Raw genomic sequence first — 13,684 nt, forward strand, 5'->3', positions numbered from 1 at the left:
AAGCCCACAGTCAGTGGGCTTTTTATTTAGAAGCGTTTTGGAATTCTTTGGCCACCTTCAACTGGGATTTCAGCACGTTTTAATACACCAAATAGCCATGTTTCCGCATGGTGAACTGCATTTTTAATTTGATCACCTTGTGCCAACCTCCCTGCAATAAAACTAGCAAGAGAACAGCCTGAACCATGATACTCACCTTCAAGACGAGGGCATTTTGTTTCAGAGACCATATCACCGTTAATGTAGAGTGCATTTCTAATATAAGTCGGTGTGTCTTCGTGACCACCTTTGACTAATACAGCTTTAGCACCCATTTCAAATAACTTCTGTGTGGCTTGATCTAAATCTTCACAGCCTGTTAATGCGCGAAGTTCAACGGTATTGGGTGTAAGAATCGTAGCAAGAGGAATCAATTCAACAAAAGCCTTGACCAATGTTGCTTGATTTCCTAATGAGCCACCACTATTGGCAACCAAAACTGGATCGAGTACGTATTGGAAATCAGGATGTGCTCTTAGGAATTCTGCCAAAGCGGCGATATTGTCGGTAGTGCCGAGCATGCCAGATTTCACTACTTTGATAGGAAGATCATTCACTACAGCATTCGCTTGAGCCAGCAGTAAATCTTTTGAGGTTGCTTCAAATCCAAAAACTTGTTGAGAGTTTTGAATGGTTAACGCTGTACATGCGATTGCTGCATGAGCACCACTTTGGCCGATCGCTTCAATATCTGCTTGTAAGCCAGCACCACCAGATGGATCTAAACCAGAAAAGCACAATACAGTAGGGCGCACAACAATGTCCTTCATCGATCAATTTGGAGTAGTATAGGCAAGTTTCTGAGAAGTCTCGATAGCATTTCTAAAAAAGGTACAGCATGATTAAAAATATTCTCATTGATTTAGATGGAACGCTAACTGATCCTAAAGTGGGTATTACGACTTCTGCACGTTATGGTTTAGAAAAAGTAGGTCATCTTATCGCGGAGGATGAGAATATTGATTGGATTATTGGACCACCTTTAAAAGCCTCGTTGGCCAAAATTTTGAAGGTTGATGTGAATGATGATTTGGCGGAACAGGCTTTACTTGGTTATCGTGAACGCTTTGCTGTAAAAGGTTTATTTGAAAATTTATTATTTGAAGATGTAGCAGAGACATTGGCAACACTTAAGAACAAAGGTTACAGATTGTTTTTAGCTACTGCAAAGCCTGAGGTGTATGCCCAGAAAATTCTTGAACATTTCAATCTCACACCGTATTTTGATTATGCCTATGGCAGTGAGTTAAATGGTGACCGCACCAATAAAGCTGAACTGATTGCATATATTTTAGAGCGAGAAAAAATTAAGCCAGAAACCTGTTTAATGGTAGGGGACCGAGAGCATGACATTATCGGTGCTCGAAAAAATGGGATTGAAACGATTGCGGTGGAATACGGTTATGGCAGTGATGCAGAGTTAGCCGCTGCTGCACCCAAAGCCAGAATTCAAGCTTTCCATCAAATTTTAAATTACGTTGATTAATCTAAGCCGAAATTTGGGCTCAAGAGCAACTCTCAAGAGATTGCTCTTCGTAGCTTAGCTTAGATCCAAGTACAAGGACTCTTTGACCTCTTCCATCACGATGTAACTATGGGAGGATGCAGAGGAGGGAAGCATTTTAAGCAGGTCACCCAGTAGTTGGCGATAAGCACTCATTTCTTTTAGTCTCGCTTTCACCAAGTAATCGAATTCACCTGAAATTAAATGACACTCTAATACCTCAGGTATCTCAACTAAATTCTTGGCGACTTGATCAAAAACATCTCCAGATTTCGCCGATAACTTAATTTCTAGAAAGACGAGTAAATTACGCTCCAATAACTCCGGATTTAATCGGGCGTAATAGCCCATAATAATGCTATCTCGTTCTAGTCTTTTCACTCTTTCCGAGCATGGGGTTGTAGAAAGATTTACTTTTGCAGCCAGTTCACTAATGGCAATACGACCGTCCTTTTGCAGAATATCTAAAATCATACGATCAGTGCGATCTAATTTCCGCATGAATAATTTCCTTATTTTTTAATTTTTTCAGGATAAAACCCTTAAATTACCTAAATTATAACGATTAAAAGAGTGAAAAAAACTATTAAAGCAAAAATATACTAGTGAAATAAACTACACAGTGCTGAGGGATAGTTCATGCGCGTTATTGTATTAGGTAGTGGTGTCATTGGTGTTGCAAGTGCGTATTACCTAGCGCAACAAGGAGCAAGCGTCACTGTATTAGATCGTCAATCAGGTCCTGCCGAAGAAACGAGTTTTGGCAATGCAGGACAGATTTCTCCTGGGTATTCTACACCATGGGCCGCACCAGGAATTCCATTTAAAGCGGTTAAATGGATGTTTCAACATCATGCACCATTAGCAATTAATGTAGATGGAAGCTTGTGGCAGCTGAAATGGATGGCTCAAATGTTGAAGAACTGCAATGCGGCACATTACGCCATCAATAAAGAGCGTATGGTACGTGTTGCTGAATACAGTCGAGATTGTTTAAGAGAATTACGCGAAAATATTGGCATATCTTATGAGAATCGTTCAAAAGGAACATTACAAATTTTTCGTAAGGATGCGCAATTAGACGCAGTTCAACGAGACATTGAAGTTTTAAAAGAAACAGGTGTCGAATTTGAGTTATTAGATCGTGAAGGTCTAGGTCGAGTTGAACCTGCATTAGCGGAAGTTAAAGACAAATTAGTCGGTGGCTTACATCTTCCAAATGATGAGACTGGTGATTGCTATATCTTTACCAACGCGCTTGCTGAATATGCAAAAGGTATTGGTGTTGAGTTTAAATTTAATCAAAATGTTGAAAAACTCGTAGTTGAGGGCGACGAAATTAAAGGCGTTATTGTAGACGGTCAGGTACTCACGGCAGATCGTTATGTACTTGCCTTCGGTAGCTATTCACGAGATTTTATTAAACCATTAGGTCTAGATTTGCCCATTTATCCTGTAAAGGGATATTCATTAACTATACCTATCGTGGATGCGCAATATGCTCCTCAATCAACTGTCTTAGATGAAACTTACAAGATTGCAATAACTCGTTTTGATCAACGAATTCGTGTTGGTGGGATGGCTGAGTTAAGTGGTTTTAATAAAGAGTTAAATGAGGATCGCCGTGGCACCTTAGAGATGGTAACACGTGATTTGTTCCCAGGTGGAGATATGGCACAAGCCAGTTTCTGGACGGGACTACGACCGATGACACCAGACAGTACGCCTATTATCGGTGCGACGAAATATAAGAATCTATTTTTAAATACTGGACATGGCACGCTCGGCTGGACCATGGCATGTGGTTCTGGAAAGCTGATTAGTGATTTAGTGCTGAATCGGACTCCAGAGATTAGTACCGATGGACTTTCAATTCAACGTTATAACCACGCAGCTTAAAGGCTGCGTGGTTTGCTATTAAAAAATAAATAATAGGACAAGGAATATGTCTCGCCCAATACAGGCTGTTATTCACTTAAACGCGATCAAGCATAATTTGAAAGTTGCTAAGCAACATGTACCGAATGCCCAAGTTTTTGCTGTTGTTAAAGCTAATGCTTATGGTCATGGGATCGAGCGCATTTATTCAGCCTTAGTGGATGCAGATGGAATTGCACTTCTAGAGCTGAGTGAAGCACAACGAGTTCGAGATTTAGGTTGGAAAGGCCCAATTTTGCTTTTGGAAGGTATCTTTCAAGAAGCGGACTTACAGTTGTGTCACGATTTGGATCTTCAATTTACCGTTCATAACGAGATTCAAGTCGAATGGATTAAGCGGTGCGGTTTAGATGCTCATTTTAATATTTTTCTGAAAATGAACAGTGGCATGAATCGTTTAGGATTCCAACCTCAACGTTACTCTGAAATTTGGAGTCTGTTAACTGAATTGCCGCAAGTGTCATCAATCACTCACATGACACATTTTTCTGATGCTGATGGCGAGCGCTTGAATCAGGTTGGCGTTGACTATCAAATTTCAGTATTCAATCAAATCGTCAGTGCTTTAGGTGGTCCTTGCTCAGTAAGTAATAGCGCAGCCATTCTTAGACATGCCAATCATGTCCACTCTAACATTGTACGTAGTGGCATTATGTTGTATGGGAGTTCACCGGATTATCCAACCCATACTATTCAAGATTGGGACTTAAAACCAACAATGTCTTTAAGAAGTGAATTGATTGCAATTCAAGAAATTAATCCTCAGCAAAGTATTGGCTATGGATCGACATTTTTTGCAGAACAAGCTATGAAAATTGGCATTGTCGCTTGTGGATATGCAGATGGATATCAACGGATTACTCAATCTGGCACAGCAGTGCTTGTGAATGGGCAAAAAACTTCTTTAATTGGTCGTGTAAGTATGGACATGCTAGCTGTTGATATCACGCATATTGAAGATGCAAAAATTGGCAGTGAAGTCGTACTGTGGGGCGTCTCAAAGTACGGAAGTTTGTTACCGATTGATGAGGTCGCTGCAGGAGCGAGTACTGTGGGATATGAGTTAATGTGTGGCGTAACGACGCGGGTTCGATTTGTTCTAGAAATTTAATGTTAAAAATTCAACGATCAACACTAGGATCGATACTGAGTAATCAAGGAATTAATATGCAAAATCAGGATATTCAAAAATTCAATAGTAATGGCGTGATGAGTGCAGTTACAGTCTTTAATCAAGTGGCTTATCTTTCTGGTCAAGTACCTAAGATTACGACGCCTGATATCGCCTTACAAACGAAAGATGTGCTGAATACGATCGACGCTCTTTTGGCTCAAGTAGGCACAGATAAATCTCGTTTATTGTCAGCACAAGTTTTCGTGAAGAATTTGGAAGATTTTCAAATCTTCAATCAAATTTGGATTGAATGGATGGAGGATTCAATACCACCATCACGAGCAACCATTCAGGCTGACCTCGTTAATCCAGAATGGTTAATTGAAATCGCAGTGATTGCTGCATTGAAATAACTGAATATAAGTAAGACTTCACGAGGAAGAGTCATTTATGGCTCCTCTCATAATAACAAAATCTCTCGAATCTCAGTTTGAAGCGGAATTTAGGCTGATCGATTAGATTAGATGGTGTAAAAGGATGTTGAATAATGACAACCACAAATATTGATGAACAATCATCTCCCAATGAATTACAGCGTAAGCTTTCAAATCGACATTTACAACTCATCGCCATCGGTGGAGCGATTGGTACAGGGTTGTTTATGGGCTCAGGAAAAACGATTTCACTTGCAGGACCTTCAATCATCATCATTTATATGATTATTGGTGCTATGTTTTTTTTCTTGATGCGTGCCCTTGGTGAAATTCTTTTATCTAATCTGCACTACAAATCATTTATTGATATGGCACATGATCTCATTGGACCAGGTGCAGGGTATTATATTGGTTGGTCCTATTGGCTGGGATGGATTTTGGTCGGTATTGCTGATTTAGCAGCAATTATCAATTATCTCAGTTTTTGGTTACCTCCAGATCAAATGTTTACCCCAATGGGGCAAGCAGCGATTAGTGCAGGATGTGTCTTATTCATACTCGCAATTAACTTAGTCACTGTAAAACTTTTTGGTGAAATTGAGTTTTGGTTTGCATTAATCAAAATTTTAGCCATTATTGGATTGATCTTGGTGGGTGCCTTCATGGTGTTTACGAGTTTTCAGTCACCAAGTGGTGCTGTTGCAAGCTTCAGTAACATTTGGTCTCATGGTGGAATGTTCCCGAAAGGAACCATGGGCTTTTTGGCAGGCTTTCAAATCGCAATGTTTGCCTTTGTTGGTGTAGAGTTACTCGGGACGATGGCTGCGGAAACCAAAGATCCTGAAAAAAATTTACCAAAAGCGGTTAATGCTATTCCGACACGTATTATCATTTTCTATGTGCTTTCGTTGATCATGATTATGTCTGTGACACCTTGGATCAATATCCCAGCAGATCAAAGTCCATTTGTGACATTATTTTTATTTGCGGGTATTGGTTCAGCTGCTGTGATTATGAACCTAGTGGTTTTGTCTTCTGTGATGTCTTCCATGAACAGTGGCGTCTTTTCTACCAGTCGAATGTTATTTGGATTGGCACGTGACGGCCAAGCCCCTCAAAAGCTAGCAGAACTTTCAAGTCGTGCCGTACCTGCTAAGGGATTAATCTTTTCATGTACATTTATTATGGCCGGTGCAGCATTTCAGTATTTTGTGCCAAATACGATGGAAGCTTTTACATTAGCAAGTTCGCTGTGTGTGATTCTTTTCATTAGTATTTGGGCGATTATCATGGTGTGCTATATACGCTACCGTAAATTGCGACCTGAGCTACATGAAAAGTCGAATTTTAAAATGCCGGGTGGAGTGGCAATGTCATACGTTGTATTGGCATTTTTGCTATTTGCATTAATCATTTTAAGTTTAGAGCCAGACACGCTTAAAGCTTTGATGATTAGCCCAATCTGGTTGATTCTGTTAGCTGTAACATACCGTGTTCTTTATAAACCACGTATGCGTAAGCGTAACCATAATTAATTTTTAGAGAAAGAAAAAACCTCCACGAATGGAGGTTTTTTTATATTCTTTAGTTAGAATGTAGGTTTGACCACAACTAAAATTACAACTGCGAATAAGATCAATGTGGGCATTTCGTTGAAATAGCGCCAGAACTTATGACTTTTATAGTGTGCATTATCAATGAGTTTTTTACGGTAATATCCACACACTAGGTGGTATATGACCAGTAATCCGACTAAACCAACTTTTAAATAAAACCATAAAGCTTCATGATAATGTCGAGTTGCATCACCCCAGTCCACTAAAAAATGTGCAGTGATCAATGTTGCGATCATCGCAGGCCACATAATGCCACGATAAAGCTTACGTTCCATGACTTCAAAGCGTTGATGACTTATGGCATCTTCACTCATCGCATGATAAACATAAAGCCGTGGTAGATAGAACAAAGCAGCGAACCAACATACCACAGCAATAATATGTAATGCTTTTACCCATAGGAAAGCATCTGAAGGAGCATCCATCTAATCACCCATTATGGGCGGAATTAAATTAGCCTTCCCATTTCTTGAAAATGAGGCAGGCATTTACGCCGCCGAAACCAAAACTGTTACTCATTACAGTATTCAGTTTTGTATCGCGTTTTTCAAGTACGATATCAAATGGTTTTGCACCTTCATCAAGCTCAGTAACGTTGATATTTGGTGCAATAAAGTCATTCTGCATCATGAGAATAGAGTAAATCGCTTCTTGTACACCTGCAGCGCCTAAGCTATGACCTGTCATAGATTTTGTTGAACTTAAAGGTGGTACTTGACCTTCACCGAATGCACGTTCCATTGCTTTCAATTCAGTCACATCACCAGCTGGTGTAGATGTGCCGTGTGTATTTACATAATCAATTTTTTCAACACCATGCTGTTTTGCTTCATCAAGTGCCATCAAGATGCAACGTGTTGCACCTTCACCTGATGGTGCGACCATATCAGCACCATCAGAGTTGGCTGCATATGCAACGACTTCAGCAAGAATATTTGCACCGCGCGCTTGAGCATGCTCAAGAGATTCAAGTACCACGAAACCACCGCCGCCAGCAATGACAAAACCATCACGATCAGCAGAGTAAGGGCGAGAAGCGGTTTCTGGTGAGTCATTATATTTTGAGCATAAAGCACCCATTGCATCAAATAATAGACTTTGTGACCAATGGTCTTCTTCACCACCACCAGCGAGCATTAGATCCTGTTTGCCAAGTTGAATCAGGTTGTATGCGTAACCAATGGCATCAGCTGAGGTTGCACAAGCACTTGTAATAGAGTGAGCGATACCTTGTAATTTGAATGCCACACCAACGTTAGCTGTAATAGTATTTGACATATTGCGTGGAACAAAGAAAGGGCCAATTTTACGTGCGCCTTTCTCTTCAAGAAGTTCAATCATTTCAGCGACAGAAGCTGTAGAGTTGCCGCCTGAACCACCCGCAATACCATAACGAGGATTGCCCGCAAGATCTTCAGCGGTTAGACCCGCATTTTCAACCGCAGCGACTGCAGCGTTATAGGCATACATCGCACATACACCCATGAAGCGTTTCAGTTTACGGTCAATACCGTCAAAATTTTGTTCTGCTGCAGCACTAACATGACTTTTAAAATTAAGTTCAGCATAAGTTGGGTTAAAACGTGTGCCTGAAATACCATTTTGTAAGGCATGATTTACATCTTCTAATGTATTACCAATGCATGAGTTAATGCCCATACCAGTGATTACAACACGTTTCATTTACAATTCCCTATTATGGTGAAGTCATTTTATGGAAAAATTCACATCGATTTGATTTGATGTAAAAGTCCATAAGATCTTGTCAAAAATTCGTATCATGATATCAGAATCTATTTTAAATTCTTATGGCAAATCAATATCGCAGCGTTAAAACGCTTATTGGCAGATATGTTCACTATATTGCAACCGAATAAAACACGATAAAGTTGAGATAACTCTTGACTGCACATAGAATTTTAAACATAAGTGATAAATGCGAAGGAGGGTTGTAAATGGCAAATTCTAATAATAAGCAATCAAGCGGACTGGTATCAAAAGCATTTGGAGTGGCTAAAAAGCTCAGTGCTACTGGATTTGAACTGGCACAACATGTTGCACCAGGATCAATTGCGAAATTGACGCAACAACCTGATCCACAAAAAATTATTGACATAACTTTAGATGAGAGAAAAATGACTGAACAAAAAAAGTACGAAACCCCTCAACAATTATTTCGTGATCATGTCCCTCAAGTTTCTCAAAAAATTTTTGGTCGTCATTATAGTAAATTAAATAATGTTGCTTCTTTTATCTCTCCGGACTTAAACAACAAAGTTGCAGATTATTTTTTTGATAAATTGAATGATTTTGTTTCTGAGTTAAGTTCAGTTGAGCATGTGTTAAAGGAAGTTGGTGCAAAAAGCTTGGATGAACTTAAATCAAGCCCTGATCGTGCGAATCGTATCGGTGAAGCATTAGCCAATCAAAATAAGTTGATTGCAGCGGTTCAGGGGGCAGTGTCTGGTGCGACAGGCGTAGTTGGTACGGCCATCGATATTCCTTTCTCGTTAGCATTTACGTTGCGTAGTATTTACCAAGAAGGGCGCGCGCACGGTTTTGAACTTAATCATCGTCAAGAGCAAGAGATCGTTGAGTATGTATTCAAACAAGTCGATTTAGGTGTTATTGCGGAAAAGCAAACACTTTTAGTGGCATTAAGAACAGTCGCAAATTTATTGGAAACACAAGATACTCATCAGCTACAAACCCTATTGGGCTCTAGTAACGACTTCACGGCTTTAAAAAATTGGCTGAGTAATCCTGAAGGTGGTTATAAATGGAATTGGTTGAATCAGATTCCTCAAATTTCAATTTTATCTAAATTAGCACCTGTGGCTGGTGCTGGTATTGGTGCAGTATATAGCTGGCGTTTGGTGGAAGAGGCTCATTCTAAAGCTAGAGCTGTTTTTTCAGGAGCACAGCAGTACATTCTCCAACATCCAGATGAGCAGGTAACTGTTCAGGAGGCCTTTGAGCGCGGTACAGAATTATTAAAGCAATCTTCACTCGCATTGAATTCCGCAGTGTCAATCAATAATGAGTTAGTGGTTGAGGTTGAAGAGTTTGCAAAAAAACTTGAAGGAGAAGAGTCTATTCAAGTTGATGAGTCTGCAGTTCATAATGATTCAATTTCAGCAATTAAAATTGAAGCAAAATCTGCCGAGTCTGAAAAAGAAGAAGCGGTCAGTGTTGAGGATGGTCTTAAGGCCTTAGCTGAAAAACATGTGGAATCGGCTTCTAATGAAAGTGTTCAAGACGCTGATAAAGACCAGCCTCAAGGCGAACCTATTGTGCAGGTAAAAGCGTCTCCTAAGCGTCGTAATTCAAAAAAGAAAGACGAAGCAGCAAACTCACTACCTGCGTCACAGAAAAAACAATAAATTTAGTTATGAATGGTTGATCAAATCATTCTGAAAATTTCGTTGTAAGCACACAATGGTCAATATTTGATGTCATGTTGAATGTTGACCATTTTTACTTCTTGGCTTACAATTGCATGCCCTCAAAAAGTAGTATTTTTTGGGGCTTTTTATTAACGGGAGAATTGCCACATGGCAACAACAAATCAGTTGATCCGTAAGGGTCGTACGACTTTGATTGAAAAATCAAAAGTTCCTGCGTTGAAGGCTTGTCCACAACGTCGTGGTGTTTGTACACGTGTTTACACAACTACACCTAAAAAACCTAACTCAGCAATGCGTAAAGTTTGCCGTGTTCGCTTAACTTCAGGTTTTGAAGTATCTAGCTATATCGGTGGTGAAGGCCATAACCTACAAGAGCACAGTGTTGTTCTTATCCGTGGTGGTCGTGTTAAAGACTTACCAGGTGTACGTTACCATACCGTTCGTGGTTCTTTAGACTGTGCTGGTGTTAAAGATCGTAACCAGTCTCGTTCTAAATACGGTACTAAGCGTCCTAAGAAATAATCTAACTAGATCATTTTCTTAAACGTATAGAACTGCAATCCTTTATCGTCTCGCTTGTCTGATTTCTGCATTTAATTTTGTGAAATTCAAGCGACGTGTAGTAAGGCCAGCGAATAGTACATGACACTTTGTACTGCTGCTGGATAAACCTGAAGTGTCATATTTATAGGTAGTATTAAAATGCCAAGACGTCGCGTAGTCGCTGCTCGTGAAATCCTTCCGGATCCTAAGTTCGGCAGCCAAACAATCGCTAAGTTCATGAACCACGTAATGCAAGATGGTAAAAAATCTATTGCTGAAAGTATCGTTTACGGTGCTTTAGACCGCGTTCAAGAAAAATCTAAAGTAGACCCAGTTGAATTTTTCGAGACTACTCTTGAAAAAGTTCGTCCTATGGTCGAAGTAAAAGCACGCCGTGTTGGTGGTGCTACATACCAAGTTCCTATGGAAGTACGCCCATCCCGTCGTACTGCTCTAGCGATGCGTTGGTTAGTAGATGCTGCTGCTAAGCGTTCTGAAAAAACTATGGCGTTACGCCTTGCTGGTGAGTTGCTTGACGCAGCTGAAGGTAAAGGTTCAGCGATCAAGAAACGTGAAGATGTGCATCGTATGGCTGAAGCCAACAAAGCTTTCTCTCACTACCGTTTCTAAGCGGATAAAACAGCCCCTATTCAGGAGGGTGGTAAGTCGGGTTTCACTGATTTGTCATCGAATCGCTTTAAGCTGCTCAGCAGCTTAAAGCGTCCTGTTTTAAACAACAAAATTTAGGAATGCAAGAAATCATGGCTCGTCAAACCCCAATTTCTCGTTACCGTAACATTGGTATCTCAGCACACATTGATGCTGGTAAAACAACGACTTCTGAACGTATTTTGTTCTACACAGGTGAGAGCCACAAACTAGGTGAAACTCACGAAGGTTCAGCAACAACTGACTGGATGGAACAAGAGCAAGAACGTGGTATTACCATTACTTCAGCAGCAGTAACTTGCTTCTGGAAAGGTATGGGTAACCAGTTCGAACAACACCGTATTAACGTAATTGACACACCGGGACACGTTGACTTCACGATCGAAGTTGAGCGTTCTATGCGTGTTCTTGACGGCGCGTGCATGGTTTACTGTGCTGTAGGTGGTGTACAACCTCAGTCAGAAACTGTATGGCGTCAAGCAAATAAATATAAAGTACCTCGTATTGCGTTCGTTAACAAAATGGACCGTACTGGTGCAAACTTCTTCCGTGCTGTTGAACAAGTAAAAACACGTCTTGGTGGTAATCCAGTGCCAATCGTGATTCCTGTTGGCGCAGAAGAAAACTTCCAAGGTGTAGTAGACCTTATCGAAATGAAAGCGATTATCTGGGATGAAGCATCTCAAGGTATGAAGTTTGAATACGGTGAAATTCCTGCTGACCTTGTTGAGCTTGCTCAAGAATGGCGTACGAACATGGTTGAAGCTGCTGCAGAAGCATCAGAAGAACTCATGGATAAGTACCTAGAAGAAGGTGATTTGACTAAAGAAGAAATCATCGGTGGTCTTCGTGCACGTACATTGTTGAATGAAATTCAACCAATGCTTTGTGGTTCAGCGTTCAAAAACAAAGGTGTTCAACGTATGTTGGATGCTGTTATTGAATTCTTACCAGCACCTACTGACGTTGAAGCAATTAAAGGTATCTTAGACGACAAAGATGAGACAGAAGGTTCTCGTGAAGCGTCTGATGAAGCACCGTTTGCTGCGCTTGCGTTCAAAATTATGAACGACAAATTCGTTGGTAACTTGACATTCGTTCGTGTTTACTCAGGTGTTCTAAAAGCTGGTAGTGCAGTTTATAACCCTGTTAAATCTAAACGTGAACGTGTTGGTCGTATTGTACAGATGCACGCTAATGACCGTCATGACATCGAAGAAATTCGTGCGGGCGATATCGCGGCATGTGTAGGTCTTAAAGATACGACTACAGGTGATACACTTTGTGATGAAAACAACGTGATCACATTGGAGCGTATGGAATTCCCAGAGCCAGTAATTGCACTTGCAGTTGAACCTAAAACTAAAGCTGACCAAGAAAAAATGTCAGTTGCTTTGGGCCGCTTGGCGAAAGAAGATCCATCATTCCGCGTTCGTACTGATGAAGAATCTGGTCAGACTATTATTGCTGGTATGGGTGAGCTTCACCTTGACATCATCGTTGACCGTATGAAGCGTGAATTCGGTGTTGAAGCGAACATTGGTAAACCAATGGTTGCTTACCGCGAAACGATTAAAAAATCTGTTGAGCAAGAAGGTAAGTTTGTTCGTCAAACTGGTGGTAAAGGTAAATTCGGTCACGTATATGTACGTTTAGAGCCAATGGATCCTGAAGCTGGTAAAGACTACGAGTTCGCTGAAGAAGTTGTTGGTGGTGTTGTACCTAAAGAATTCTTTGGTGCTGTAGACAAAGGTATTCAAGAACGTATGAAGAATGGTGTCCTAGCTGGTTACCCAGTTGTTGGCATCAAAGCGACATTGTTCGATGGTTCTTACCATGATGTCGACTCTGACGAATTATCGTTCAAAATGGCGGGTTCTTACGCATTCCGTGATGGTTTCATGAAAGCAGATCCTGTTCTTCTTGAACCTATCATGAAAGTTGAAGTAGAAACTCCAGAAGACTACATGGGCGATATCATGGGTGACTTAAACCGTCGTCGTGGTATGGTTCAAGGTATGGACGATTTACCTGGCGGTACTAAAGCAATCCGTGCTGAAGTTCCACTTTCTGAGATGTTCGGTTACGCAACACACATGCGTTCTATGTCTCAAGGTCGTGCGACTTACTCTATGGAATTTGCTAAATATGCTGAAACTCCACGTAACGTGGCTGAAGGCATCATTGCTAAGTTCCAAGCTGGTGGTAAAAAAGGTGACGACGAGTAATCTTTCGATTACTATAAGCCCAACTAATTCATAGTTTAAAACCAAGTGCTCATGGAGTGATCCTCCATGAGTAGTTTAAAAAGGAAGATCTCATGGCTAAGGCTAAGTTTGAACGTAATAAGCCACACGTTAACGTGGGCACAATCGGTCACGTTGACCATGGTAAAACAACTTTAACTGCTGCTATCGCAA

Annotated in this window: 14 protein-coding genes; 10 read left to right on the forward strand and 4 right to left on the reverse strand. The window is 40.6% G+C overall.

Annotated elements, in window-relative coordinates:
• Positions 1-26 precede the first annotated feature (26 nt).
• Positions 27-794: a hydroxymethylpyrimidine/phosphomethylpyrimidine kinase gene (locus AC1M9K_RS13830; RefSeq protein ID WP_035268321.1), complete on the reverse strand. Its 768-nt coding sequence runs from the start codon at positions 792-794 to the stop codon at positions 27-29.
• A gap of 83 nt (positions 795-877) precedes the next feature.
• Here AC1M9K_RS13830 and AC1M9K_RS13835 point away from each other — a divergent pair, with 83 nt between their 5' ends.
• Positions 878-1,525, forward strand: a complete 648-nt coding sequence (locus AC1M9K_RS13835) for an HAD-IA family hydrolase (protein WP_481589576.1) — start codon at positions 878-880, stop codon at positions 1,523-1,525.
• Between the two features lie 54 nt (positions 1,526-1,579).
• Here the strand turns inward: AC1M9K_RS13835 and AC1M9K_RS13840 are convergent, their stop codons facing one another.
• Positions 1,580-2,044, reverse strand: coding sequence for an Lrp/AsnC ligand binding domain-containing protein (locus AC1M9K_RS13840; RefSeq protein WP_035268295.1), 465 nt, complete (start codon positions 2,042-2,044; stop codon positions 1,580-1,582).
• Positions 2,045-2,182: 138 nt separating this feature from the next.
• Here AC1M9K_RS13840 and AC1M9K_RS13845 point away from each other — a divergent pair, with 138 nt between their 5' ends.
• The 4 genes from AC1M9K_RS13845 to AC1M9K_RS13860 all read left to right on the forward strand — a co-directional run bounded on the left by AC1M9K_RS13845 (position 2,183) and on the right by AC1M9K_RS13860 (position 6,564).
• Entirely contained in the window at positions 2,183-3,442 is a 1,260-nt protein-coding gene (locus AC1M9K_RS13845) for a D-amino acid dehydrogenase (RefSeq protein ID WP_035268298.1), read from the forward strand.
• A gap of 46 nt (positions 3,443-3,488) precedes the next feature.
• Positions 3,489-4,592, forward strand: coding sequence for an alanine racemase (gene alr, locus AC1M9K_RS13850; RefSeq protein ID WP_035268301.1), 1,104 nt, complete (start codon positions 3,489-3,491; stop codon positions 4,590-4,592).
• Between the two features lie 56 nt (positions 4,593-4,648).
• The gene (locus tag AC1M9K_RS13855) at positions 4,649-5,008 is read left to right on the forward strand and encodes a RidA family protein (RefSeq protein ID WP_035268302.1); all 360 of its coding nucleotides are present in this window, start codon (positions 4,649-4,651) and stop codon (positions 5,006-5,008) included.
• A gap of 134 nt (positions 5,009-5,142) precedes the next feature.
• The gene (locus tag AC1M9K_RS13860; protein ID WP_092768649.1) at positions 5,143-6,564 is read left to right on the forward strand and encodes an amino acid permease; all 1,422 of its coding nucleotides are present in this window, start codon (positions 5,143-5,145) and stop codon (positions 6,562-6,564) included.
• 53 nt (positions 6,565-6,617) lie between these two features.
• Here the strand turns inward: AC1M9K_RS13860 and AC1M9K_RS13865 are convergent, their stop codons facing one another.
• Positions 6,618-7,070: a CopD family protein gene (locus AC1M9K_RS13865; RefSeq protein WP_481589577.1), complete on the reverse strand. Its 453-nt coding sequence runs from the start codon at positions 7,068-7,070 to the stop codon at positions 6,618-6,620.
• 28 nt (positions 7,071-7,098) lie between these two features.
• Positions 7,099-8,328 carry a beta-ketoacyl synthase N-terminal-like domain-containing protein gene (locus AC1M9K_RS13870; protein WP_035268310.1) on the reverse strand — a complete coding sequence of 410 codons (1,230 nt, stop codon included), beginning with the start codon at positions 8,326-8,328 and terminating at the stop codon, positions 7,099-7,101.
• Between the two features lie 272 nt (positions 8,329-8,600).
• Between AC1M9K_RS13870 and AC1M9K_RS13875 the strand changes: the two genes are divergently transcribed.
• From AC1M9K_RS13875 to AC1M9K_RS13895, 5 genes are all read left to right on the forward strand, one after another.
• Complete coding sequence (locus AC1M9K_RS13875; protein WP_481589578.1) at positions 8,601-10,028, forward strand: EcsC family protein; 1,428 nt, start codon at positions 8,601-8,603, stop codon at positions 10,026-10,028.
• 171 nt (positions 10,029-10,199) lie between these two features.
• Positions 10,200-10,574: a 30S ribosomal protein S12 gene (gene rpsL, locus AC1M9K_RS13880; RefSeq protein ID WP_004648013.1), complete on the forward strand. Its 375-nt coding sequence runs from the start codon at positions 10,200-10,202 to the stop codon at positions 10,572-10,574.
• A gap of 180 nt (positions 10,575-10,754) precedes the next feature.
• A complete protein-coding gene (rpsG, locus tag AC1M9K_RS13885; RefSeq protein ID WP_004648014.1) occupies positions 10,755-11,225 on the forward strand; it encodes a 30S ribosomal protein S7 in 471 nt (156 codons plus the stop codon).
• 131 nt (positions 11,226-11,356) lie between these two features.
• Complete coding sequence (gene fusA / locus AC1M9K_RS13890; protein ID WP_035268315.1) at positions 11,357-13,492, forward strand: elongation factor G; 2,136 nt, start codon at positions 11,357-11,359, stop codon at positions 13,490-13,492.
• Positions 13,493-13,584: 92 nt separating this feature from the next.
• Positions 13,585-13,684: GTP-binding protein (locus AC1M9K_RS13895; RefSeq protein WP_009586195.1), on the forward strand; the 100-nt coding region annotated here is incomplete at its 3' end.

The organism is Acinetobacter sp. 24-47-67, assembly GCF_056779735.1.